28 protein-coding genes are annotated in these 22,098 nt (G+C 69.9%); 12 read left to right on the forward strand and 16 right to left on the reverse strand.

Features of this window, described 5'->3' with window-relative positions; genetic code table 11:
• Positions 1-140: 140 nt before the first annotated feature.
• The 3 genes from murA to AB0M36_RS21165 all read right to left on the reverse strand — a co-directional run bounded on the left by murA (position 141) and on the right by AB0M36_RS21165 (position 3,089).
• On the reverse strand, positions 141-1,496 hold the full coding sequence (gene murA, locus AB0M36_RS21155) for a UDP-N-acetylglucosamine 1-carboxyvinyltransferase (RefSeq protein ID WP_364159974.1): 1,356 nt from the start codon (positions 1,494-1,496) through the stop codon (positions 141-143).
• A 213-nt stretch (positions 1,497-1,709) separates the two neighbouring features.
• Positions 1,710-2,879 (reverse strand): quinolinate synthase NadA, encoded by a 1,170-nt coding sequence (nadA, locus tag AB0M36_RS21160; RefSeq protein WP_364159976.1) that lies wholly within the window; start codon positions 2,877-2,879, stop codon positions 1,710-1,712.
• 60 nt (positions 2,880-2,939) lie between these two features.
• Positions 2,940-3,089, reverse strand: coding sequence for a hypothetical protein (locus AB0M36_RS21165; RefSeq protein WP_364159978.1), 150 nt, complete (start codon positions 3,087-3,089; stop codon positions 2,940-2,942).
• A 50-nt stretch (positions 3,090-3,139) separates the two neighbouring features.
• Between AB0M36_RS21165 and AB0M36_RS21170 the strand changes: the two genes are divergently transcribed.
• The 4 genes from AB0M36_RS21170 to AB0M36_RS21185 all read left to right on the forward strand — a co-directional run bounded on the left by AB0M36_RS21170 (position 3,140) and on the right by AB0M36_RS21185 (position 6,348).
• A complete protein-coding gene (locus AB0M36_RS21170; protein WP_364159980.1) occupies positions 3,140-4,252 on the forward strand; it encodes a glycerate kinase in 1,113 nt (370 codons plus the stop codon).
• Between the two features lie 103 nt (positions 4,253-4,355).
• Positions 4,356-4,730, forward strand: coding sequence for an iron-sulfur cluster insertion protein ErpA (gene erpA / locus AB0M36_RS21175; protein ID WP_364159982.1), 375 nt, complete (start codon positions 4,356-4,358; stop codon positions 4,728-4,730).
• A 135-nt stretch (positions 4,731-4,865) separates the two neighbouring features.
• A complete protein-coding gene (locus AB0M36_RS21180) occupies positions 4,866-5,843 on the forward strand; it encodes a carbohydrate kinase family protein (protein WP_364159984.1) in 978 nt (325 codons plus the stop codon).
• Positions 5,844-5,847: 4 nt separating this feature from the next.
• Positions 5,848-6,348: an ATP-binding protein gene (locus AB0M36_RS21185; RefSeq protein ID WP_364159986.1), complete on the forward strand. Its 501-nt coding sequence runs from the start codon at positions 5,848-5,850 to the stop codon at positions 6,346-6,348.
• Here AB0M36_RS21185 and AB0M36_RS21190 read toward each other — a convergent pair.
• Positions 6,341-6,553 (reverse strand): sulfurtransferase TusA family protein, encoded by a 213-nt coding sequence (locus AB0M36_RS21190; RefSeq protein ID WP_364159988.1) that lies wholly within the window; start codon positions 6,551-6,553, stop codon positions 6,341-6,343. The genes AB0M36_RS21185 and AB0M36_RS21190 overlap by 8 nt on opposite strands.
• Positions 6,550-7,698 (reverse strand): aminotransferase class V-fold PLP-dependent enzyme, encoded by a 1,149-nt coding sequence (locus AB0M36_RS21195; RefSeq protein ID WP_364159990.1) that lies wholly within the window; start codon positions 7,696-7,698, stop codon positions 6,550-6,552. The genes AB0M36_RS21190 and AB0M36_RS21195 overlap by 4 nt, the downstream gene beginning before the upstream one ends.
• Positions 7,699-7,871: 173 nt before the next feature.
• Here AB0M36_RS21195 and coxB point away from each other — a divergent pair, with 173 nt between their 5' ends.
• Positions 7,872-8,798 (forward strand): cytochrome c oxidase subunit II, encoded by a 927-nt coding sequence (gene coxB / locus AB0M36_RS21200; RefSeq protein ID WP_364159992.1) that lies wholly within the window; start codon positions 7,872-7,874, stop codon positions 8,796-8,798.
• 9 nt (positions 8,799-8,807) lie between these two features.
• Positions 8,808-9,233: a cytochrome c oxidase subunit 4 gene (locus AB0M36_RS21205; RefSeq protein ID WP_364159994.1), complete on the forward strand. Its 426-nt coding sequence runs from the start codon at positions 8,808-8,810 to the stop codon at positions 9,231-9,233.
• Between the two features lie 53 nt (positions 9,234-9,286).
• Here AB0M36_RS21205 and AB0M36_RS21210 read toward each other — a convergent pair whose 3' ends face one another.
• Positions 9,287-9,508, reverse strand: coding sequence for a hypothetical protein (locus AB0M36_RS21210; RefSeq protein ID WP_364159996.1), 222 nt, complete (start codon positions 9,506-9,508; stop codon positions 9,287-9,289).
• Positions 9,505-9,795, reverse strand: coding sequence for a hypothetical protein (locus AB0M36_RS21215; protein ID WP_364159998.1), 291 nt, complete (start codon positions 9,793-9,795; stop codon positions 9,505-9,507). The genes AB0M36_RS21210 and AB0M36_RS21215 overlap by 4 nt, the downstream gene beginning before the upstream one ends.
• A gap of 156 nt (positions 9,796-9,951) precedes the next feature.
• Between AB0M36_RS21215 and AB0M36_RS21220 the strand changes: the two genes are divergently transcribed.
• Both AB0M36_RS21220 and AB0M36_RS21225 read left to right on the forward strand, forming a co-directional pair.
• Complete coding sequence (locus AB0M36_RS21220; RefSeq protein ID WP_364160000.1) at positions 9,952-10,794, forward strand: helix-turn-helix transcriptional regulator; 843 nt, start codon at positions 9,952-9,954, stop codon at positions 10,792-10,794.
• An 8-nt stretch (positions 10,795-10,802) separates the two neighbouring features.
• Positions 10,803-10,991, forward strand: a complete 189-nt coding sequence (locus tag AB0M36_RS21225; protein ID WP_364160002.1) for a DUF397 domain-containing protein — start codon at positions 10,803-10,805, stop codon at positions 10,989-10,991.
• Positions 10,992-11,061: 70 nt separating this feature from the next.
• Here AB0M36_RS21225 and AB0M36_RS21230 read toward each other — a convergent pair whose 3' ends face one another.
• From AB0M36_RS21230 to AB0M36_RS21245, 4 genes are all read right to left on the reverse strand, one after another.
• Positions 11,062-11,268 carry a hypothetical protein gene (locus AB0M36_RS21230; protein ID WP_364160004.1) on the reverse strand — a complete coding sequence of 69 codons (207 nt, stop codon included), beginning with the start codon at positions 11,266-11,268 and terminating at the stop codon, positions 11,062-11,064.
• Positions 11,269-11,424: 156 nt separating this feature from the next.
• Entirely contained in the window at positions 11,425-12,489 is a 1,065-nt protein-coding gene (gene trpD, locus AB0M36_RS21235; RefSeq protein ID WP_364160006.1) for an anthranilate phosphoribosyltransferase, read from the reverse strand.
• Between the two features lie 43 nt (positions 12,490-12,532).
• Entirely contained in the window at positions 12,533-12,979 is a 447-nt protein-coding gene (locus AB0M36_RS21240) for a hypothetical protein (RefSeq protein WP_364160008.1), read from the reverse strand.
• A 52-nt stretch (positions 12,980-13,031) separates the two neighbouring features.
• The gene (locus tag AB0M36_RS21245; protein WP_364160010.1) at positions 13,032-14,003 is read right to left on the reverse strand and encodes a cytochrome c oxidase assembly protein; all 972 of its coding nucleotides are present in this window, start codon (positions 14,001-14,003) and stop codon (positions 13,032-13,034) included.
• Between the two features lie 109 nt (positions 14,004-14,112).
• On the opposite strand from AB0M36_RS21245, the gene AB0M36_RS21250 reads away from it, so the two are divergent.
• Genes AB0M36_RS21250 through AB0M36_RS21265 form a run of 4 tightly spaced genes read left to right on the forward strand, consistent with a single transcriptional unit; the run spans position 14,113 to position 18,324 of the window.
• On the forward strand, positions 14,113-14,709 hold the full coding sequence (locus tag AB0M36_RS21250) for a heme-copper oxidase subunit III (protein ID WP_364160012.1): 597 nt from the start codon (positions 14,113-14,115) through the stop codon (positions 14,707-14,709).
• Positions 14,710-14,759: 50 nt separating this feature from the next.
• A complete protein-coding gene (locus tag AB0M36_RS21255; protein WP_364160013.1) occupies positions 14,760-15,608 on the forward strand; it encodes a cytochrome c in 849 nt (282 codons plus the stop codon).
• Positions 15,605-16,708 carry a Rieske 2Fe-2S domain-containing protein gene (locus tag AB0M36_RS21260; protein WP_364160014.1) on the forward strand — a complete coding sequence of 368 codons (1,104 nt, stop codon included), beginning with the start codon at positions 15,605-15,607 and terminating at the stop codon, positions 16,706-16,708. Before AB0M36_RS21255 ends, AB0M36_RS21260 begins: the two co-directional genes overlap by 4 nt.
• The gene (locus AB0M36_RS21265; RefSeq protein ID WP_364160015.1) at positions 16,705-18,324 is read left to right on the forward strand and encodes a ubiquinol-cytochrome c reductase cytochrome b subunit; all 1,620 of its coding nucleotides are present in this window, start codon (positions 16,705-16,707) and stop codon (positions 18,322-18,324) included. Before AB0M36_RS21260 ends, AB0M36_RS21265 begins: the two co-directional genes overlap by 4 nt.
• Positions 18,325-18,386: 62 nt before the next feature.
• On the opposite strand, the gene AB0M36_RS21270 is transcribed toward AB0M36_RS21265, so the two are convergent.
• The 5 genes from AB0M36_RS21270 to AB0M36_RS21290 form a co-directional block, all read right to left on the reverse strand.
• Positions 18,387-18,674, reverse strand: coding sequence for an Lrp/AsnC ligand binding domain-containing protein (locus tag AB0M36_RS21270; protein ID WP_364160017.1), 288 nt, complete (start codon positions 18,672-18,674; stop codon positions 18,387-18,389).
• 120 nt (positions 18,675-18,794) lie between these two features.
• A complete protein-coding gene (locus AB0M36_RS21275) occupies positions 18,795-19,127 on the reverse strand; it encodes a TfoX/Sxy family protein (protein WP_364160019.1) in 333 nt (110 codons plus the stop codon).
• A gap of 4 nt (positions 19,128-19,131) precedes the next feature.
• Positions 19,132-20,022: a sugar phosphate nucleotidyltransferase gene (locus AB0M36_RS21280; protein WP_364160021.1), complete on the reverse strand. Its 891-nt coding sequence runs from the start codon at positions 20,020-20,022 to the stop codon at positions 19,132-19,134.
• Positions 20,019-20,528, reverse strand: coding sequence for an NUDIX domain-containing protein (locus AB0M36_RS21285; RefSeq protein WP_364160401.1), 510 nt, complete (start codon positions 20,526-20,528; stop codon positions 20,019-20,021). Before AB0M36_RS21285 ends, AB0M36_RS21280 begins: the two co-directional genes overlap by 4 nt.
• 85 nt (positions 20,529-20,613) lie before the next feature.
• On the reverse strand, positions 20,614-22,053 hold the full coding sequence (locus AB0M36_RS21290; protein ID WP_364160023.1) for a Fic family protein: 1,440 nt from the start codon (positions 22,051-22,053) through the stop codon (positions 20,614-20,616).
• Positions 22,054-22,098: the final 45 nt, after the last annotated feature.

A 22,098-nucleotide genomic window follows, 5' to 3' on the forward strand; every position in this document is an offset into this window, starting at 1 on the left:
AAGCCGAAACCGCGCCGCCGATCCGGAGATCGGCGACGCGGTGTAAGCGGGCAGTGACGCTGTGAGCGAAGCATCAACGCTGTGAGCGAAGCATCAACGCTGTGAGCGAAGCGGCAACGCTGTGAGCGCAGCCGTGACGCTTAGAGGCGTTCGGTGTGCGCGCCCAGCGCGGCGAGTTTCGCCTCGAAGTCCTCGTAGCCGCGATTGATCAGGTCGACGCCGTACACCCGGGAGGTGCCCTCGGCGGCCAGCGCCGCGATGAGGTGGCTGAAGCCCGCGCGCAGGTCCGGAATGACCAGATCGGCCGCGTGCAGCTTGCTGGGGCCGGCGATCACGGCGGAGTGGATGAAGTTGCGGCGGCCGAAGCGGCAGGGGGTGCCGCCGAGGCAGTCGCGGTAGACCTGGATCGTCGCGCCCATCGAGTTGAGCGCCTCGGTGTAGCCCAGGCGCTGCTCGTACACGGTCTCGTGCATGATCGACAGGCCGCGGGCCTGGGTCAGCGCGACCACCAGCGGCTGCTGCCAGTCGGTCATGAAGCCGGGGTGCACGTCGGTCTCGAGCGCCACGGCCTGCAGCTCGCCGCCGGGGTGCCAGAACTTGATGCCGCCCTCGACGCCGCTCACGCCGGGGCGCGGCACGCGGGCCTCGGTGACCTCGAACTGGCCGCCGATCGAGCGGAAGACGTTCAGGAACGTCATCATGTCGGCCTGCTGGGCGCCGAGCACCTCGATCTCGCCGCGGGTGGCGAGCGCGGCGGCGGCCCAGCTGGCGGCCTCGATCCGGTCCGGGATGGGCTTGTGGTTGTAGCCGCTCAGCTTCGGCACGCCGAGGATCTCGATGACCCGGTCGGTGTGCACGGTGATGATCGCGCCCATCTTCTGCAGCACGCAGATGAGGTCGATGATCTCCGGCTCGATGGCGGCGTTGCGCAGCTCGGTGACGCCCTCGGCGCGCACCGCGGTGAGCAGCACCTGCTCGGTCGCGCCGACGCTCGGGTACGGCAGTTCGAACTTGGTGCCGTGCAGCCCGTTCGGCGCCGTCAGGTGCATGCCCTCGGGCGTCTTGTCGACGACCGCGCCGAACTGGCGCAGCGCCTGGATGTGGAAGTCGATCGGGCGCGGCCCGATGTGGCAGCCGCCGAGGTCGGGGATGAACGCGTGCCCGAGCCGGTGCAGCAGCGGGCCGCAGAACAGGATGGGGATGCGCGAGGAACCGGCGTGCACGTTGATCTCGTCGCTGCTGGCCCTCTCCACGTTGGTGGGGTCCATCACGAGCTCGCCGTCGTCGGCGCCGTCGGTCACCTTGACGCCGTGCAGCTCGAGCAGGCCGCGGACGACCTCCACGTCGCGGATGCCCGGCACGTCGTAGAGGCGGCTCGGCGACTCGCCCAGCAGGGCGGCGACCATGGCCTTGGAAACCAGGTTCTTGGCGCCACGGACCCGGATCTGCCCGTGCAGCGGCGCGCCGCCGTGTACGGCCAGGACGTCGTCGGTCAACGCAACCTCCAGAATCGGACGCGGGAGCGCCCGGAGCGTTATTTCGGTGCTGCGTCTGGTGGGGGACCCGGCGCAGCCGCCCGGGCAGCATAGCGCTGCGTGACCGTTGCAGAAATCATCACACCGCTCAAGGTGGCACGAATAGCGGATGATTAAGGCAACAAAAAGAAACGGCGCAGCGCAGGGCGCATCACCGATTACGGAAAGTGACTGTTACGGCAGTGCCAGCATCTGGTCGAGGGCGATCCGGGCATATTTCGCCGTGTCCGCGTCGACCGTGATCTGGTTGGGCACCCGGCCCGCCACAAGCTCCTCGAGAGCCCACACAAGGTGGGGCAAATCAATGCGATTCATCGTGGAGCAATAGCAGACGGCCTTGTCGAGGAACATGATCTTTTTGTCCGGGTGGGCCAGAGCCATCCGGCGGACCAGATTGAGTTCCGTGCCGACCGCCCAGGCCGAACCGGCGGGCGCCGCCTCGAGCGCCTTGATGATGTATTCGGTCGACCCGACCATGTCGGCCGCACGGACGACCTCGTGTCGGCATTCCGGGTGGACCAGCACGGTGACGCCGGGCACGCGCTCGCGAACCTCGCGAACGCTGTCGAGCGTGAAGCGGCCGTGCACCGAGCAGTGCCCGCGCCACAGGATCATCTTGGCGTCGCGAAGCTGCTCCGGGGTGAGCCCGCCGTGCGGCTTGTGCGGGTCGTAGAGCACGCAGTCGTCGAGGGAGAAGCCCATCTCCAGCACCGCCGTGTTGCGGCCCAGGTGCTGGTCGGGCAGGAAGAACACCTTCTGACCCTGCTCGTACGCCCAGGTCAGGGCGCGCTCGGCGTTGGACGAGGTGCAGACCACGCCGCCGTTGCGGCCGACGAAGCCCTTGATGTCCGCCGAGCTGTTCATATAGGTGACGGGCACGATCTCGTCGACGATGCCGAGCTCGGTGAAGTGGTCCCACGCGGTCTCGACCTGGCCCAGCACGGCCATGTCGGCCATCGAGCAGCCGGCGGCGAGATCGGGCAGCACGACCCGCTGCGCGTGAGTTGTGAGGATGTCGGCGCTCTCGGCCATGAAGTGCACGCCGCAGAAGACGATGAACTCGGCGGCGGGCCGGGCGGCGGCCTCGCGGGCGAGCTTGAAGGAGTCGCCGGTGACATCGGCGAACTGGATGACCTCGTCGCGCTGGTAGTGGTGCCCCAGCACGAACACGCGGTCGCCGAGCGCGGCCTTCGCGGCGGTGGCCCGGGCGACCAGGTCGGGATCGCTCGGGGCGGGCAGGTCGCCGGGGCAGTCGACGCCGCGCTCACTGGCCGGGTCGGTGCCCTTGCCGAGCAGCAGCAGCGCGAGAGGGGTGTTCGAGGGTTCGGTCCAGGTCGACGTCACACCGACCATGTTTCCACAACGCCGCCGCCTGTCAGGCGGCCGAGGCGGTGTTGTGGACCACTACCGGCGGCGATTCTGGATCTTGGTCGCGAGCTTGCGCAGTCGGGCCCGGTTCTCCGGCTTGGCGAGCTGGCGCTGGCCCTCGGCGATGAGGCGCTGACCCTGAGGGCCGCTGAGAAACTTCTGCAGGCGCTGCATGAGAGTGGGCATAGGAACTACGTTGCCAGGCAGGCCTGTGTGAAACCTGTACTTTTCTCCTCGTGCGCGTACTCATCTGCCCCGACAAGTTCGCCGGAACGCTGAGCGCCTCCGAGGTGGCCGCCGCGCTCGCCGAGGGCTGGCGCGAGACGGCGCCGGGCGACGAGTGCGTGCTCCGGCCGCTCTCCGACGGCGGCCCCGGCTTCGTGGAGGTGGTTGGCGGTGCTCTGGACGGCCGGCGCGTCCCCGTCGACACCGTCGACCCGCTCGGCCGCCCGGTGCGCGGTGAGGTCCTGTTCGTGGGTAACACCGCGTACGTCGAAAGCGCCCAGGCGTGCGGCCTGCACCTGCTCACCCGCCAGGAGCTCGACCCCGGCGCCGCGACGTCCTACGGCCTCGGCCTGCTGCTGACCGCCGCGGTCGAGGCGGGCGCCGCCGAGGTGGTCGTCGGGCTGGGCGGCTCGGCCGTCAACGACGCCGGCGCCGGGATGCTGGCTGCGCTGGGCGCCGGTCCGGTCGACGAGAGCGGGTACGCGCTGCCGTACGGCGGTGCCGTCCTCGGCGCGGCGGCCGGCCTCGAAGGTCCGCCCCGCCTGCGCCAGGTCCGCCTGGTCGCCGCCACCGACGTCGACAACCCGCTGCTCGGCCTGCACGGCGCCAGCAACGTGTACGGCCCGCAGAAGGGCGCCACCAGGGAAGACGTGCTGCGCCTCGACGCCGCGCTGGAGCACTTCGCCGGCGTACTCGAACGGGCTTTCGACATCGACGGCCTGGCGGTGATGCCGGGTGCCGGTGCGGCCGGTGGCGTCGGTGCCGCCCTGCTCGCCCTCGGCGCGCGGGTGGTGTCCGGTATCGGCCTCATCACCCGGATCATCGGCCTGGAGGAGCAGCTCGACCGGACCGATCTGGTGATCACGGGGGAGGGGTCCTTCGACCACCAGTCACTGCGCGGCAAGGTGGCCGCCGGCGTCGCCAACGCCGCCCGGGACAGGGGCCTGCCCTGCGTCGTCGTCGCCGGCCGCAACGAGACGGGCTACCGGGAGGCGGCCAATGCCGGCGTCACCGAGACGTACGCGCTGCTGGAGCACTTCGGCTCGGAGGAAAGGGCCCTGGCCGAGCCGGCGCGCGGGCTGCGCGAGATCGGCTCACGGCTCGCCAGCCAGTGGAGCCGGTAACCGTGGGTGTCCGACATCTCCTCGCACCGAATTGGGAATAAGGCCCGCTGGAGCTAGCGTTAGCCGGTACGGCACATCACCGGACCGGCAGGGAGAACCGCTCGTGACCACTGAATCGCACACCGAGTCGACCGAGGCCACCACGGCCGCGCCGACCGGCGTCATTTTGACCGATGTCGCGGCGACCAAGGTCAAGGCCCTGATCGAGCAAGAGGGCCGCGACGACCTGCGCCTGCGTATCGCCGTGCAGCCCGGCGGCTGCTCCGGCCTGCGCTACCAGCTCTTCTTCGACGAGCGTTCGCTCGACGGGGACGTGGTCAGCGACTTCGACGGTGTCGAGGTCGTCGTCGACCGGATGAGCTCGCCTTACCTGGCCGGTGCCACGATCGACTTCGCCGACCGCATCGACGCCCAGGGCTTCACCATCGACAACCCGAACGCGCAGAATTCCTGCGCCTGCGGCGACTCTTTCCACTGAGTCGCAGCCGCTAGGACTTCGAGGGCCGTCCACCCCTTCCGGGGTGGGCGGCCCTCGTCCGTGACGCGAAGATGTCCTCCGTGCGAACGGCCGGTAGGCTCCGGGAGTAATCGCACCCGACCCCCGAGGGCCGACATGAAGATCGCCGTCACCGGCTCGATCGCCACCGACCACCTGATGCACTTCCCGGGCAAGTTCGCCGAGCAGCTCATCGCCGACCAGCTTCACAAGGTCTCGCTCTCCTTCCTCGTGGACGACCTCGTGGTCCGGCGGGGCGGCGTGGCGTCGAACATCGCGTACGGGATGGGCAAGCTCGGCCTGCGGCCGATGCTGATCGGGGCGGTCGGTGCCGACTTCGCCGACTACCGCTCCTGGCTCGAGCGTCACGGGGTCGATTGCGACTCGGTGTACGTCAGCGAGGTGGCGCACACCGCCCGCTTCGTGTGCACCACCGACGACGACCTCAACCAGATCGCCTCGTTCTACGCCGGCGCGATGTCCGAGGCCCGCAACATCGAGCTGGCCCCCGTCGCCGAGCGTGCGGGCGGCCTCGACCTGGTTCTGGTCGGCGCCAACGACCCGGCCGCCATGATCCGACACTCCCAGGAGTGCCGGGCCCGCGGCTACGCCTTCGCCGCCGACCCGTCGCAGCAGCTCGCCCGCATGGACGGCAGCGACGTGATGACGCTGATCGAGGGCGCCGACTACCTCATGACCAACGAGTACGAGCGCTCGCTGTTGGAGACCAAGGCGGGGCTCAGCGCCGAGCAGGTCCTCGAGCACGTCAAGATCCGGGTCACCACGCTGGGCAAGGACGGCGTGGAGATCAGCGGGCGCGGCATGGAGACGATCCACGTGCCGGTCGCCCGTGACGTCGTGCCCGACGACCCGACCGGGGTCGGCGACGGCTTCCGGGCCGGCTTCTTCGCCGCGATCAGCTGGGGCCTCGGTCTCGAGCGGGCCGCGCAGGTGGGTTCGTTGGTCGCGGCCCTGGTCCTGGAGACGGTCGGTCCGCAGGAGTACGACGTCCGGCGCGACGACTTCCTCAAGCGCCTCGTCGTCTCGTACGGCGACGAGGCCGCCGCCGAGATCCAGCCGTACCTCCCCGCGTAAAGGTATGGTCCTCGCCGTCTTCGCCGGTCTGCCGGGCGTCGGCAAGAGCACGCTCGCGCAGCGGGTCGGCGCGGTGCTGCCGGCCGCCGTGCTCGCGGTCGACACCGTCGACGCCACCCTGGAGGCCTACGACGTCACCGAACCCCGTCCCGGCCATGCCGCGTACGGGGTGGTGGCGGCGCTCGCCGAGACCCAGCTCACCATGGGTCACAGTGTGATCATCGACGCCGTCAGCCCGGTGAAGGCGGTCCGCCAGCTCTGGATCGAGCTGACGGACCGCCTCGGCGTGCCGCTCCGGGTCGTCGAGGTCGTCTGCGGCGACGACGCCGAGCACCGGCGTCGCGTCGAGGCCCGGTTCGCCGCACGCACCCACGACGGCGTCCCCGACTGGGTACGGGTCCTCGAACGGCAGAGCGAGTACGAGCCCTATCTCGGGCCGCGCCTGATCGTCGACACGTCCCTGAACCCGGACCCGGTCGGGCCGGTCGTCGACTACCTCAGCTGACCCGCCGCACGTCGTAGGCGTCCGCTGCCGGGCTGCCCAGGTATTCGTGACCCTTCATCCGGCACCACGCCGGGATGTCGTTGGCCGCGGCCGGATCGTCGGCGAGGACCCGCACCACCTCGCCGACCTCCACGGTCGGCATCCGCTTGGCCAGGTCGATGATCGGCAGCGGACAGCGCCGGCCGCGGGAATCCACCTCGATCACATCCCCGCCTCCCTGCGGATCTCCGCCACCAGGCCGGGGAGCACGGCCAGGAAGCGGTCCACGTCCGCCTCGGTCGTGCCCCGGTGCAGCGAGACGCGGACGTTGCCGTGGCTGAGCACCCCCATCGCCTCCAACACGTGGCTGGGCCGCAGCGTCGACGCCGTGCAGGACGAGCCCGACGAGACCGCGAAGCCGCGCCGGTCCAGCGCGTGCAGCAGAGCCTCGCCGTCGACGTACAGGCAGGAGAAGGTGACGAGGTGGGGCAGCCGCTCCACCGGGTCGCCCACGATCTCGACGTCCGGCACGGTCGCCGCGACGGTCGCCCGGATGCGGTCGACCAGCGCGCCGAGGCGTACACCCTCGGTCTGTGCCTCACCCAGGACGGCCCGCAGGCTCGCCGCGGCCGCGACGACCGCGGGCAGGTCGAGCGCGCCGGTCGGGTGCGGCCTGTGAAGATCATCACCAGGGTACGGCGACAGCCAGCGGGTGCCCTTGCGGACCACGAGGACGCCCACCCCGCTCGGCCCTCCCCACTTGCGGGCGCTCGCGGTCAGCAGGGACCAGCCGACCGGCACCGGCACGCGTCCGATCGACTGGGCGGCGTCCACGTGCAGCGGCACCCCGGCCTCGGCGCAGGCCTCGGCGGCGGCCGCCACGGGCTGGAGCGTGCCGACCTCGTGGCTGGCACTGATCAGACTCGCCAGGGCCACGCCGGGCCGGGCCACGGCGGCGTGCCACGCGTCCAGATCGAGGCGTCCCGACCGGGCCACGCCGACCTCGTCGGACCTGCCGTGCCGGGCCGCCGCGTGCAGCACCGACGAGTGCTCGATGGCCGAGTGGACCAGCGTCTGCCCAGCTCGGGCGCGTCCCGCGAGACCACCGAGGACGGCGGCGTGCACCGCGGCGGTGCCCGAGGAACAGAAGGTCAGTTCGTCCGGGCGTACGCCCAGACATTCGGCCGCGGTGGCCGTCGCCGCGTCCCGGAGCTGTTGCGCCCGCCGGCCCGCGCCATAGAGCCGGTCCGGGTCCGCCCAGCCGTCCTCCAGGGACGCGAGCAGCGCCTGCCGGGCGACGGGATGCATCGGAGCCGCGCTGGCCGCGTCGAGGTAGGCGGGGCCACCGGCTTGTTCCGCCGTGTATTCCACCCGGGAACGGTATCGTCCACAGGATCAGGGGTACGCACGCCTTCGGCCATGATCCGACCCCCCGGTAGCCAGGCGGCGGGGCCAGGTCGAGTAATGTGCGACCGTCGGTGACACCTTGCCGCCGGTGTCCGGATTTCGTCGCACCGGGCGGTGCTCTAGGGAGGCAGGAGCAGGTGGTCTCAAGGAGTTCGGTCGCACGGCCACGCGTCGTACGGCTCGCCGGGCTCGGTGTCAGTGGTGCCGTACTGCTGGCCCTGCTGTCCGGCTGTTCCCCCATCGCGATCGGTGACAAGCTGGGCGGCTTCGGCTGGCCCCGGCACGGCATCACCGAGCAGGCCCACAAGATGTACGACCTGTGGATCGCGTCGACGATCGCGGCGCTGGTCGTCGGCTTCCTGGTGTGGGGCCTGATCTTCTGGTGCGTGATCCGTTACCGCAAGCGGGGCGACAACCTGCCGGTGCAGACGCGGTTCAACATGCCGATGGAGGTGCTCTACACGGTCACCCCGGTGCTGATCGTCGCGGTGCTCTTCTATTACACGGCGATCGTGCAGACCGATGTGGACAAGCTCTCGGCCAAGCCGGACCACACCGTCGAGGTCGTCGCGTTCAAGTGGAACTGGCAGTTCAACTACCGTGACGCGCCAGGCGCCGACGCCAACACCGTGGCGTCGAACCTCGGCTCCACGGACGTCATCCCGCTGCTGGTGCTGCCGACCGGAAAGAAGATCCGGTTCGAGGAGACGAGCCGCGACGTCATCCACTCGTTCTGGGTGCCGGAGATGCTGTTCAAGCGCGACGTCTTCCCGGGCAACGTGCGCAACGTCTTCGAGGTCACGCTCGACCGTGAGGGCCGTTACGTCGGCCGGTGCGCCGAGCTCTGCGGCACGTACCACGCCTTCATGCAGTTCGAGCTCGTCGTGGTCTCGCCCGAGCGCTTCGACCAGTTCCTCGAGGCGAAGAAGAAGGGCGCGAGCACCCAGGACGCGATGGGCGCCATCGGCTTCTCCGGCGACGACCGCTTCGCCACGACGACCACGCCGTTCGACACCCGTCGCGAGGGTCAGTCGTGGAACCAGCCCATGGCCGCAGGGAAGTAGGGACCTCAGGTGAAGACCGAATACAAGATCTTCGCGGGCGTCGCCGTCTTCCTGTTCGGCGCCGCGGCCGTCTACGGCTTCTACACCCAGGGCAGCACCGGGCAGACCGAGTGGGTCGGCACCGTGGCGCTGATCCTGTCGGGACTGCTCTGCGCGATGTGCGGCGGCTTCTTCTGGTTCGTCGCCCGGCGCATCGACCTGCGCCCGGAGGACCGTGAGGACGGCGAGATCGCCGAGGGCGCCGGCGAGATCGGCTTCTTCAGCCCGGGCAGCTACTGGCCGTTCGGCCTCGCGCTGGCCGCCTCGACCGCGGCCATGGGCCTGGTCTTCTGGATGTGGTGGCTGATCGCACTGGGCATGGTCATGGTGGTCCTCGCGGCGTGCGGCCTGCTCTTCGAGTACTACTCGGGCACCCGCCACCCCGTCGAGCACTGACGTAACGATCGTCCGAAGGCCCGCACCTCTTGCAGGTGCGGGCCTTCGTCGTATCAGCCGGTCCACGCCAGGAATCGTTCGACGATCTCGGTGAACGGTGTGGGCGGCAGGTCGCGGACGGCCTCCTCGAGGGCCTCCCACATGAAAACGGCAAGCCGCACCCGGTCCATCTCCGAGCTCAGCGCCTCGCGCGCCGGATCGCACGGCCAGGGCCTGCCGCAGGCGAGACAGTCCCACGAGGGCTTGTCCGGAGTGTGCACCGACGCGGCCGTCACCGTTGTCGGCTGCGCCACTGTTGGCCTCGGGTCATCAGCGGGCGCTGGTTTCGGTGCGGCGGCACGCTTCCGAGCGGCGGCGCGCTTCCGAGCGGCGGCGCGCTTCCGAGCGGCGGCGCGTAGTAGGCGGTCGGCATGTTCCAGCTCGGCTCGCCGCGGCCCAGCGACTGCGCCACGGGCGGGCGTTCGACCGCCACCGTGTCCGGGCAGGGAAACCACGAGCAGCCGCAGACGCACCGCTTCTTCCAGGGCCGCCACCACATCCGCACGGGCCGGTGTCGTCGCACGCTCGTCTCCTTCCGTGGAGGCCGGCGCCGCCGCGCCGTGTCGCCATTTTGCGCGCGCATTTTTTCCCGGTCAATCGCACGGAGGCATATTGGCACCACCAGGTGTGCCGGTTTCGGGTCCGAATCACGGGTGTCGGATGAGGCAGAATGTGCCGAGTGGACAGTCCGACGTTCGTGAGGTTCCAGCTCGGCGCCCAACTCCGCCGGCTGCGAGACGAAGCCAAGATGACCACCGAGCGCGCCGCCGACGTCATCGAGGTCTCACCCAGCACGCTGCGCCGGATCGAGTCGGGCCGCGTGGGCGTCAAGGGCCCGGCCCTGACCGCCCTGCTCAACGAGTACGGCGTGGACGATCCCGAGCTGCGCGAGACCCTGCTGACGATGGCCCGGGAGGGTAAGCAGCGAGGATGGTGGGCCAAATACAGCGACCTGCCGCAGGTCTACCGTCAGTACATCGGCCTCGAATCCGCCGCCGACGAGATGCAGAACTTCGAGACCATCGTCGTCCCCGGCCTGCTCCAGACCGAGGCCTATGCAAATGCGATCACGAGCCGTGAGTCATCCCAGCCCACACCCGAGGCGATCGATCAGCGAGTCAGAGCCCGTTTGGAGCGCCAAAAACTCATCAGCGAAGGTCGGTTGCGATTCGTCGCAGTGATGGACGAGGCGGTGCTTCACCGCCAGATCGGAGGACCTCAGGTGATGCAGGAGCAGCTCACGGCCATGCTTGAAGCGGCCAAGCTGCGGAATGTGACCCTCCAGGTGATCCCATTCCGGGAAGGTGCCTACGCCTCGATGCTGTCGAGTTTCGCCATTCTCAGCTTCCCCGCATACCCGGGAGTGGTCTATATCGAAGGCCTGACCGGAGACCTCTACGCTGAGGGTGACGATGTGCGGCGCTGCGAAGTGGTTTTCAACGACCTCCGCTCATCAGCATTGTCGCCTCATGCCTCAGTTGAGATGATCCAAAAGATCCGTGACGCGGAGCACCAACCATAGGAGTCCACATGCTCAACCAGAACTGGCGCACCAGCAGCCGGAGCGGCGGTAACGGCCAGTGCGTTGAGGTCCGTCGCATGGAAGACGCGATTGAGGTGCGTGACAGCAAGGATCGGTCGGGTCCGGTCGTGTCGTTCTCGCTTGACGCTTGGGAAGCCCTGGTCGCGGGAGCGAAGACTGGAGAGTTCGACCTCTGACCGGTCTGCCCTGATCGGGACGTGGGTCAGGCCCGCACCGGCCGGTGCGGGCCTGATGGGTGTCGGGCCCTTACGCGGCCCGGCGTTGCAGTGGGGCGACCCGGTCGCCGCCGGCCCGGAGCCAGACCCGGACCTCGAGCGGGGCCAGGATCTCGGCGGTGTCGCAGCGGGTGCAGATCAGCTCCGGACAGCCTTCTTCATGCCCGTCCGCGCAGGGTGGCACCTCGAACGGCATCTCGGCGTCGCAGATGACGCAGCGCAGCTCACGTTCGTCCACGGGTGGCTCCTTCTTCGTCGGAAGGTGGGATTACCCGAATGTCATTCGAACGTTGTCACGGGTTGGCCGGTGAGCGGTGGAAGCGCCTCGGCGTGTTGTGACAAATGCGGGCCTTCTCACATCAGCGGGTCTTTTCGTGTACGGCGGCCCGCGCGCTCAGGCCTGCTCGGCGGCCTTCGCGGCCTTGGCCGCCTCGACCCAGCGGTTCAGCAGGGCAGTGGCGGCGCCCGAGTCGACCGTCTCGGCCGCGCGGGCGATGCCGGCGCGCATCGTGTCGGCGAAAGTGCCCGGGAAGCCCGACTGGGCGGCGAGCGCCGCGGCCGCGTTGACCAGGACCGCGTCCCGGATCGGGCCCGGCTCGCCGGCGAAGGTCCGCAGTGCCGCGGCCGCGTTGAAGGCCGCGTCGCCGCCGCGCAGGTCGCCGGGGCTGCTGCGGGGCACGCCGAGGTCCACGGCGTCCACCACCGACTCCGTCACCGTGCCGTCCTTGACCAGCCACACCCGGGTCGGCGCCGCCGTGGTGAACTCGTCGAGGCCGTCCTCGCCGCGCATCACCAGCGCCGAGTCGCCGCGGCCGGCGAACACCTCGGCCATCACCGGGGCCATCCGCTGGTCGAAGCAGCCCACGGCCGCGGAGCGGGGGCGGGCCGGGTTGGTCAGCGGGCCCAGCACGTTGAAGAAGGTCGGGTGGCCCAGCTCGCGGCGGGTCACCGCGGCGTGCCGCATGCCCGGGTGGTAGCGGGCCGCGAAACAGAAGCCGATGCCGGCCTCCGACACGGTGCGTCGCACGCCCTGCGGGCCGAGGTCGAGCGGGATGCCGAAGTATTCGAGCAGGTCGGCGGTGCCGCAGGCGGAGGAGGCGGCCCGGTTGCCGTGCTTGACGACGGTGACGCCCGCGGCGGCGACGATGATCGCGGCCATCGTCGAGATGTTCACCGTGTGGGCCCGGTCGCCGCCGGTGCCCACCACGTCGACCGCGTTGGCGCGCACCTCGTCGGGCAGCGGCACCGTCGTCGCGTTGGCCAGCATGGCCTCGACGAGGCCGGAGAGCTCCAGCGGCGTCTCACCCTTGGCGCGCAGCGCCACCGCGAAGCCGGCCACCTGCACCGGTGAGGCGTTTCCAGCCATGATCTCGCCCATGGCCCAGGAGGTGTCCTGCGCGGACAGCTCCTCGCCGCGGAGGAGGATGCTCAGCAGGTGTGGCCAGGTTGGTGCGCCCATGAGGGGCCTCCCGGGGGCGAGGTGCGGGCGGAGAGGGGAGCGGTCAGCCCAGGCTGCCGAGCGTGCCCAGCGGCACCGCGCCGTTGCGGCGGCCCCGGAGCATGCCGGCGATCGTCTGGCCCGTGGTGACCGGGTCGAGCGGGTAGACCAGGGTCTGGTCGACCTGGGCGTATGCCGCCAGCCAGCGGTCCGCCGCGCGGGCGATGACGACGCAGGTCGGCGGGGGAGTGGCGTACTCGTCCTTGGTCTGGCGGGCGATGCCGAGGCCGCCGGCCGGGCTGGCCTCGCCGTCGAGGACCATCAGGTCGATCTCGTAGTCGTCGAGCAGGCGCCGGCAGTCCTCCCAGGTGGAGGCGTCGACGAACTCGACGGCCAGGTCTGCCGCGGGGCGCACGCCGATCGCCAGCCGGATCTTGTCGCGGACCTTGATGTCGTCGCTGTACAGCAGGACGGTGTACATGTCCGGCTTGGGCTTGGTGTCGTCGTTCATGATGTGCCCCGGTTCCCACGCTCGTAGGTGCCCGCTGATCGTACCGAACCGGTCAGTCGGCGTCGGGCTGTGGGCGTACGGTGGAGGTCTCGGTTGTGATCTTGGTCGCGTCGGCCCGGTCCTCGGCCTCGGCGCGGTCCAGGGCGCGGTCGATCCGCCTGGCCTCGCGCTCGGACTGCTTGATCCATTGCAGCACCAGGATGCCGAGCATCGTGACGCTGACGATCTCGCCGCCGGCCCACAGGATGCCGCCCGCCGTGACCTGGTCGGAGAAGGGGTCCATCCAGGTCAGGCGCAGGTTCGGATACCAGTCGCCGCCGAGCAGGGTGCGGCTCTGCATGATCGTAAGGCCGAGCACCGTGTGGAACGGCACCGACAACACCATGAGCAGGGCGCGGCCCGGGTATGGCCACCGGTTGGGCAGCGGGTCCAGCCCGAGCAGCGGCCAGAAGAACAGGCAGCCGGTCACGATGAAGTGCACGTGGATGAACTCGTGCAGCCAGGCCTGTTCGAGCGTGGCCCGGTAGAGGTCGGTGAAGTAGAGGACGAACGGGTTCGCGATGAAGATTCCGAACGCGACCAGCGGAAACGTCACGACCCGCACCACGCGGCTGTGCAGGACGGCCAGCAGCAGCTTGCGGTGGCGCACCGGCAGCGTCCGCAGCGCCAGCGTGACCGGCGCCCCGAGGGCCAGGAAGATCGGGCCGACCATGGACAGGACCATGTGTTGCACCATGTGCACGCTGATGAGCGTGGTGTCGTACGCCTCGATCCCGGTGATCGTCACCGCCGCGATGCCGCCGAGTCCGCCGGCCAGGAACGCCGCCGTGCGTCCCGGCGGCCAGTGGTCGCCCCGCTGCCGCATGCGGTGCACGCCGTACAGGTAGACGGCGGCCGCCACGAGGAGGAAGAGCGCGATCAGGCTGGTCAGCGAGATCTCGGCGAAGATTCGGGCGACGCTGAACGGCGGCGGGACAGTATCCCCCGCCACGACGGCGACGGTGGGCGATTCGGCGAGCTGCACCACTCGAGGCTAGGCCTTACGGTGTGGTCCGCCCGTCACCGGGCGGCGACACATGCCGGATTGGGCCCCCCGCGACATGTTGAGGTGATCGCGGGGCAATAATGAGCCCGTGACAGCGGCAGCCATCGACAAGAGCCGGATCCATTCGCTGACCCGACCCAACATGGTCAGCGTCGGGACCATCGTGTGGCTCTCCAGCGAACTCATGTTCTTCGCGGCCTTGTTCGCGATGTACTTCGCGATCCGGGCGGCAGCGCCCGAGCAGTGGGAGAAGCACACCGAGGCCCTGAACATTCCGTACGCGACGACGTTCACGGTGATCCTCGTGCTGTCGTCGGTCACCTGCCAGCTCGGCGTCTTCGCGGCGGAGAAGGGTGACGTGCACTCGCTGCGACGCTGGTTCACCATCACCTTCGTCATGGGCTTGATCTTCGTGCTCGGTCAGGCGAACGAATACGTGCACCTCGTCGAGGACGGCATCAAGATCAACGGCGACGGCTACGGGTCGATGTTCTACCTGACGACCGGCTTCCACGGCCTGCACGTCTCGGGTGGTCTCGTCGCCTTCATCGTCTACATGATCCGCACCACCATGGGCCGGTTCACGCCGGCGCAGGCCACCTCCGCGATCGTCGTGTCCTACTACTGGCACTTCGTCGACATCGTGTGGATCGCGCTGTTCGCCATGATCTATTGGCTGCAGTAACCCGCCGCCGTCCGTGAGTTTCAAGGTCAAGACCCAGAGGGACACAGCCCATGACTTCTGACACCCCCGCCGGACGGCGTTTCCGGGTGTTCAACAGGCGGCGGTCCGCGCCGAGCCGGGCGCGCCGGCGCCTCGGCGCCGCGATCCGCATGGTCGCCGCCCTCGCTCTCGCCGGAGGCGTCTACACCGCCTTCACCCCGGGAGCGTTCGCCGAGGACACCCGGCAGCTCTCCGCCGCCGCCCAGGAGGGCAAGGCGCTCTACGACAACAGCTGCATCAGCTGCCACGGCCGCAACGCCGAGGGTGTCGTGGGCCGTGGACCGAGCCTGGTCGGCGTCGGGTCCGCCTCCGTGGAGTTCCAGGTCGGCACCGGTCGCATGCCGATGACCCGGCAGGAGGCGCAGGCCGAGCAGAAGACGCCGCAGTTCGATGAGGCCCAGACCAAGCAGCTCGGGCAGTACATCCAGGAACTCGGCGGCGGCCCCCAGATCCCGAAGGGCTCGCTCACCGAGGACATCGCGGAGAACCCCGACGCGCTGGCCGAGGGCGGCAAGCTGTTCCGGATCAACTGCACGTCGTGCCACAGCTACGGCGGCGCGGGTGGCGCCCTCTCGTCCGGCAAGTTCGCGCCGGGCCTGAGCGACGCGACCGCGGAGGAGATCTACGCGGCGATGCTGACCGGTCCGCAGAACATGCCGGTCTTCGGCGACAACGAGATCACGCCGGAACAGAAGCGCGAGATCATCACCTACATCACCAAGCAGCTCCAGGAGGACAAGGACCCGGGCGGCGTGTTCAACCTCGGCCGGTACGGACCGGTCACCGAGGGCCTGGCCATCTTCCTGGTCGGCATTGTGGTCCTGGTGTTCACGACGCTGTGGATTGCGGGGAAGTCATGACGGTTACCAAGCACGGCGCCCACGGCGCCAGCACCGAGCCGGTCGACGTCAACGACCCCCGGCTGTCCCGCTTCGAGATCGTGCGGGAAGGCGCCCGGCGCGACGACATCGAGATCGTCACGTACGAATCGCAGTTCGAGGGCACGAACTCCAAGGCGGAGAAGCGCGTCGTGCGCAACATCGCCCTGCTGTTCATGATCTCCGGGCTCGGCGCGTCGGCGTTCGTGGTCCTCTACATCGTCTGGCCGTGGGAGTTCAAGCTCGGCCACTCGATCAACGACTACTACACGCCGGTCCTCGGCATCAGCCTGGGTATCTCGCTCCTCGCGCTCGGCTTCGCGATCCTGGCCTGGGCCAAGAAGCTGCTGCCGCACGAGGTCTCGATCCAGGACCGGCACAACAGCCCGTCCAGCGACGAGGACCGGCTGATCACCGGGCAGACCCTGGCGTACGTGGCGGACGAGCTGGGCGTGCAGCGCCGGCCGCTGCTCAAGGGCGCGATCGCGCTCGGCATGGCCCCGCTCGGTGTCGCCGCCGCGGCGCCACTGATCGGCGGTCTGATCCAGAACCCGCACAAGGCCGACCAGCCGATGATGTTCCACACCGGCTTCGACCCGGTGCCCAACCAGGGCAAGCTGGTGCGCCTCACCCACGAGGACGGCACCCCGATCCGGCCCGAGGACGTCAGCGTCGGCGGCCAGATCACCGTCTTCCCCGGCATCCCGGGCGGCGCGACCAACCACTACGCGGACTCGCCGACCCTGCTCATCCACCTGCGTGACCAGGATGCGCGGGCGACCCGCGAGGCGGTCGAGGCGGACTCGATCAACAAGGGCGTGATGTGGGGCAACTACGTCGCGTACTCGAAGATCTGCACCCACGCCGGTTGCCCCGCCAGCCTGTACGAGCAGCAGACCAACCGTCTGCTCTGCCCGTGCCACCAGTCGCAGTTCCTGATCACCGACAACGCCCGTCCGATCTTCGGTCCGGCCAGTCGCCGCCTGCCCGCGTTGCCCCTCGATGTGGACGCCGAGGGCTACTTCGTGGCAGCGTCTGACTACCGGGAAACCATCGGACCCGACTTCTGGGAGCGGCCGTGAAGCGCCGAAAGCTGGACCTCGCGCAGGCCCCCGCTGCCTTCGGCCGGGGAGTCGACGACCGCTTCCAGGCCGCGACCCCGTTGCGGGGCCTGCTGAACAAGGTCTTCCCCGACCACTGGTCCTTCCTGCTGGGCGAGATCGCGCTGTTCTCGTTCATCGTCCTGCTGCTCAGCGGCGTGTTCCTGACCCTCTTCTTCGACCCGTCGATGACGGAGGTCGCGTACAACGGCTCGTACACCGCGCTGCGCGGCATCGAGATGTCGAAGGCCTACGAGTCCTCGTTGCACCTGTCGTTCGAGGTCCGCGGCGGCCTCTTCATGCGGCAGATGCACCACTGGGCCGCGCTGCTGTTCATGGCCTCGATCATCGTGCACATGGCGCGCGTCTTCTTCACCGGCGCCTACCGCAAGCCGCGCGAGGCCAACTGGGCGATCGGCGTCACGCTGTTCCTGCTCGGCTTCCTCGCCGGCTTCACCGGTTACTCGCTGCCCGACGACGGCCTCTCCGGCACGGGCCTGCGCATCGCCTCGGCGATCATGCTGTCCATCCCGGTCGTCGGCACCTGGGTGTCGGCGTCGGTCTTCGGCGGCGAGTTCCCCGGCGAGCTGATCATCGGGCGCTTCTACATCGCGCACGTCCTGCTCATCCCGGGCGGCCTGCTCGCCCTGATCAGCATCCACCTCGGACTGGTCTTCAAGCAGAAGCACACCCAGTGGCCCGGCCCGATGCGGACCAACGACAACGTCGTGGGCGAGCGGATGTTCCCGAGGTACGCGCTCAAGCAGGGCGGCTTCTTCATGGCCGTCTTCGGCGTGATCGCGATGATGGCCGGCCTGTTCCAGATCAACCCGATCTGGCTGTTCGGGCCGTACCGGGCCTCCGAGGTGTCCTCGGCGAGCCAGCCGGACTGGTACGTCATGTTCATGGACGGCCTGGTCCGCCTCATGCCCGCCTGGCAGATCGACATCCCGCTCGGCGGCGGCTACGTGATCCCGCCGCTGTTCTGGCCGGCGGTCGTCGGCCTGGGCGCCCTGACCACGGTGCCGATGTTCTACCCGTTCATCGAGGCGCGACGCACCAAGGACACGCAGTCGCATCACCTCCTCCAGCGCCCGCGTGACGCACCCGAGCGCACCGGCCTCGGCGCGATGGCCTTCATGTTCTTCATCGTGGCCACGCTGTCCGGCGGCAACGACGTCATCGCCGACAAGTTCCACATCAGCCTGAACGCGATGACCTGGGCGGGCCGCATCGGCCTGGTGCTCCTCCCGCCGCTGGCCTACTACGTCGCCGTCCGCATCTGCCTCGGCCTGCAGCAGCACGACCGCGAGGTCCTGGCACACGGCGCGGAGACCGGCATCATCAAGCGCCTGCCGGACGGCCGGTTCGTGGAGGTCCACCAGCCGCTCGGCCCGGTCGACGACCACGGCCACCCGCTGCCGCTGGAGTACGCGGGCTGGGTCGTACCGAAGAAGATGAACCGCCTCGGCGCCCTGGCGCCGGCGATCAAGGGCTTCTTCTTCCCGGTCGAGAAGCCGGCCGAGGCGCCCGTCTCGCCGGCGGTGCCGCCGGTGACCGGTCGCGAAGACCGCCAGGAGATCACCTCCGGACGCTGAGCAGTCACGAAGAACGGGGCCCCGACCGGGGCCCCGTTCTTCGTATGTGGAGAAGCGGGCGCTCAGTCGCCGTTGGGCAGGCCGATCGCGAAGGCGTCCTCGAGGTCGTGCTTGGAGTAGGCGCGGAAGGCGATGTGCGACTCGGTGCCGACCACGCCGGGCGTCTTCGAGATCCGTCCGGCGATCACCTCGGCGATGTCGTCGAACTGCGGCACCCGCACGATCGCGATGAGATCCACGTTCCCGGCGACGGAGTAGACCTCGCTGACCCCGGGCAGCTCGGCCAGCGCCTGAGCGACCTCCGGGATCGAATCGGTGGCGCAGTCGATGTGTACGATCGCGGTGTTCACGAGAGCTCCCTCAGGTCGGCGTCGGTTCATGCTAGCGATCGACCGCGGACGCCCGCCCGTCCCCGCGCGGTGCGGACGGGTCGTGTCATCGAAGATCCGGCCGACCGATCACTTGGCCGGTCACTTGGCCGGCAGCGACCGGGCATAGCCGACGCCCAGGGACACCCACGATGCCAGCCGGGGCATCGTATCCAGCCCGGACGTCTCGACCCGGAGCCAGCCGTTCATCGGCCGGCCGCGCATCTCGAACCAGCTGGCCTCCGGCCGCTCGACGAGGGCCGGACCATCGGCCGGATCGACCCGCAGCAGCATGCCGCCCTGACCGCTGGCACTCACCGCCATGTTCCCGTTGACGAGGAACGCCAGGCCGCCGAACATCCGCTTCTCCGTCAGCCCCGGCTCGTCCCGCACGATCTCCCGAATGCGGTCGGCGAGTTCCTCGTCGTAAGCCATCGCGTCAGTGTGCCATCGCGGGCACCGTGTGGTCGCCCGCCCGGACGATCTCGAACAGGTCCTCATCGGCGGCGACCCGGGCGCCGGGCCAGATGACGCACCGTCGAACGCGGCCGGCCACGACCGCCCCGGCGCCGACCACGGAGTCGTCGGCCGACCCGGTGACCGTCGCACCCTGGGAGACCAGGCCGTCGCCCCGGCGTGGCGTACGGGTCGAGCCATCGCCCAGGTCGACGTCGACGCCGGCGGCGTGCAGGTTGGCGGCCAGATAGGTGGCCGGCGTGCCGGTGTCCAGATAGGCGCCCTCGTACGCGATCAGTTCCAGCTGGCCCGCCGCCTCGGCCGGACGCCACACCGTGCGGACCAGGTCGGAGAATTCCGGGCTGAGGTCACGGACGTAACGCCACGGCAGCAACGAGAAGCCCGCGAATCGGCGGCCGCCGAACCCACCCGTGTCGCCCGGCAGGACCGGCTTGGTCAGCATGCGCACGGTGTCGCCACCCCAGCCGTCCAGCATGGCGGCGATGTCCTTGCCCGGTTCCCGCAGCGGATCGGCCAGATAGGCGTCCGCGTTGCCGACGAGCACACCGCGGCCGTCGATCCAGCCGCGCAGCCGCGCCACACCGCCGGAGGTGCCCACGGGACCGTCCGGTTCGACGGAGAGGCGCGCACGCTCACCGACGTGAGCGACGACCTGATCGGCCAGGTACGCCGCGTTGACCGCCACCGTGGAGGGTCCACCCAGGCCCAGGCCGGCCAGCCGCGCCAAGGCGCGGTCGAGCAGGGCGACGTTCCCGACCGGGCACAACGCCTTCGGCACCAGCGACGTCAGCGGCCGCAGCCGCTGGCCCTCCCCGGCGGCCAGAATCACCGCCGCCACCGCCGCGGGCGTCACGTGGTCTGCTGGGCGGCTCGCGGGCCGATCCCGTAGAGGCCGAGGAGGTATTCGGTGCTCGGCGTCAGCGGGGGCAGGTCGTCCAGCGGGAACCAGTCCGCCTCCAGCACCTCACCACCGTCGACCACGAGCTCGGTGGTCGAGGCCGGGACCGTAGCCAGGAAGACGGTGTCGACCCAGCCCTTGCTGTGCACGATCGCGTTCGGGACCGCTGGGGTCAAATCGTCGGGGTCGATGTCGACGCCCGATTCCTCCCGCAGCTCCCGGGCGGCGCCGACGGCCGGTCGTTCCGCCTTCTTCAGCAGGCCGGCGGGCAGTCCCCAGCTCCGCCCCGGCGGCTGGCGCAGCAGCAGAAGCCGTCCGGGGTCGGTCGCCTCGGCGTCGCGCACGATGCAGACCGCCCCGACGAGATACTTCGGGACGATGAGGCGCACGATTCGCCGGCGCACCGGGTACGGCAGCCGGTAGAACGCCTGGTACGCGGCGCCGCGCAACCGCCGAGGCATTTTCACGCCCCCAGGCTAGCCGGAGCACGCCCACACCCCGCTCCCGGCGGTCACCTCACCCGGCATGGCGGTCACGATCGACCGGTCAATCCGTCCCGCGCCGGCGCCCGCGCCAGGTGGCGTGGATCAGCCTGTCGATCAGGTCCGCGAGCCCGACAGCACCGTGCGGGTCGTCCGCCCGCCGAACGGTGGCCAGCAGCGGTGCGGCGCGATCGAGGAGCACGTCGTCGCGGGCCAGCACGAAGGACAGGGCCAGCATGGCCGAGCGCGCGTTGCCGTCGTCGAAGGGGTGGAAGAACGCCACGTCGAGATAGACCCGGGCGGCCCGGGACGGCAACGGGACCGCGTCGTCCGTGGCCTCGGCCAGGCACCGCTCGAACATCTTCGGCAGATCGGCCCGCCAGTGGTAGCGCTCGCGTCCGCCCTTCGCCACGGCCGGGCCGGTGCGGAACTCAGCGAGCGGGACACCGAGCACGGTGCGCTGCCATTCCGCGAGCCGGGCGAAGGTGAGCGGGCCACCCTCCGCGGCGGCCCGTCGGGCCTGGACGAGCGCGGCGGACAGCTGTTCCCCGCCATCCGGGCGTTGGGCGACGTAGTCGGCGATCCCGTCCCGGTCGCCACGGATCGGGCCGGTCACCGAAGAGGTCACCGACGCCCAGGCGATCCGGGCTCGTACCGTCTGCCAGGCGGTCAGACTGTCGCCCGAGCCGGCGGGCCGCAACGCCCTGGGCAACTCGGCTCCGCGGATCGACGGCCAGTCCCGCGGCCAGGTGTCGGGCCAGTCCCCGGCCTCGTCGGCAGGGAACACCCGAGCGGTCGCCGCGCGCCCGGTGACCTCCCGGGCCAGACGCTCGGCCACGTCCGTGACGACCAGCCTGGAGGGTTCCACCCAGCTCTCGAACCGTCCACCGACCGCGCTGGTGATCAGGGCCGCGTGACTGTCCTCCGGTACGCCGGCGGCGGTGAGGAGCCAGCCCAGGACCTGCTCGCAGTGGCCGTACCATCCGCTGTCGCTGTTGGTCCGATCCACCGTCGCGGTCACGACCTGGGCAACGGCGAGCTCCCAGGCGACGAGGAGACCGTCCGGGTCAGCGTCTCGGTCCGGAAGCGGGAGGAACCGGTGGAACCGCCCGGCGAGCTGCTCCAGCCAGTCCCGCCATTCGCACAACGCCTCCGCGACCAGGGCCAGGGTCTCCTCCGGACCCGCGATGGAGTCTGCGACGCAGCACCAGGCGCCGACCGGCCCACCGTCGAGGTCGCCCTCACCGACCGTCCAGCACCAGCCGCTGGCCCAGCGGCCGTATCGGTCGACGAGGGCATGACTCACGGCGTCGCGCCAGCGCTCGGCCTCCTCCCCGCCCACGAGGCCGGTGGACGTCCAGGTGGGGCGTGGGGGCACTGGCGGCGCGACGGCCCGGACCACGTCGAGCGCCTCGCCGGCGTCGAACCGATGGCGCGCCGGGTCGACGTCCGACCAAGAGAGCAGGTTAGGGGAGATGCGCTTCCACGCGTCGTCGACAACCATCGACGATCATTCTGCCACCGAGCCATCCTGCCATCGGGCGGAAGG

The sequence above is a fragment of the Actinoplanes sp. NPDC051346 genome (assembly GCF_040682215.1).
Classification (GTDB): Bacteria; Actinomycetota; Actinomycetes; order Mycobacteriales; family Micromonosporaceae; genus Actinoplanes.

Bases quoted from the DNA above. Each gene is read 5' to 3' on its own strand.
- AB0M36_RS21255 (WP_364160013.1), top strand. From the start codon at position 14,760: ATGACTTCTGACACCCCCGCCGGACGGCGTTTCCGGGTGTTCAACAGG.
- AB0M36_RS21260 (WP_364160014.1), top strand. From the start codon at position 15,605: ATGACGGTTACCAAGCACGGCGCCCACGGCGCCAGCACCGAGCCGGTC.
- AB0M36_RS21285 (WP_364160401.1), bottom strand. From the start codon at position 20,528: ATGCCTCGGCGGTTGCGCGGCGCCGCGTACCAGGCGTTCTACCGGCTG.
- AB0M36_RS21225 (WP_364160002.1), top strand. From the start codon at position 10,803: ATGCTCAACCAGAACTGGCGCACCAGCAGCCGGAGCGGCGGTAACGGC.
- AB0M36_RS21165 (WP_364159978.1), bottom strand. From the start codon at position 3,089: ATGCCCACTCTCATGCAGCGCCTGCAGAAGTTTCTCAGCGGCCCTCAG.
- AB0M36_RS21240 (WP_364160008.1), bottom strand. From the start codon at position 12,979: ATGAACGACGACACCAAGCCCAAGCCGGACATGTACACCGTCCTGCTG.
- AB0M36_RS21185 (WP_364159986.1), top strand. From the start codon at position 5,848: ATGGTCCTCGCCGTCTTCGCCGGTCTGCCGGGCGTCGGCAAGAGCACG.
- AB0M36_RS21180 (WP_364159984.1), top strand. From the start codon at position 4,866: ATGAAGATCGCCGTCACCGGCTCGATCGCCACCGACCACCTGATGCAC.
- AB0M36_RS21290 (WP_364160023.1), bottom strand. From the start codon at position 22,053: ATGGTTGTCGACGACGCGTGGAAGCGCATCTCCCCTAACCTGCTCTCT.
- AB0M36_RS21275 (WP_364160019.1), bottom strand. From the start codon at position 19,127: ATGGCTTACGACGAGGAACTCGCCGACCGCATTCGGGAGATCGTGCGG.
- trpD (WP_364160006.1), bottom strand. From the start codon at position 12,489: ATGGGCGCACCAACCTGGCCACACCTGCTGAGCATCCTCCTCCGCGGC.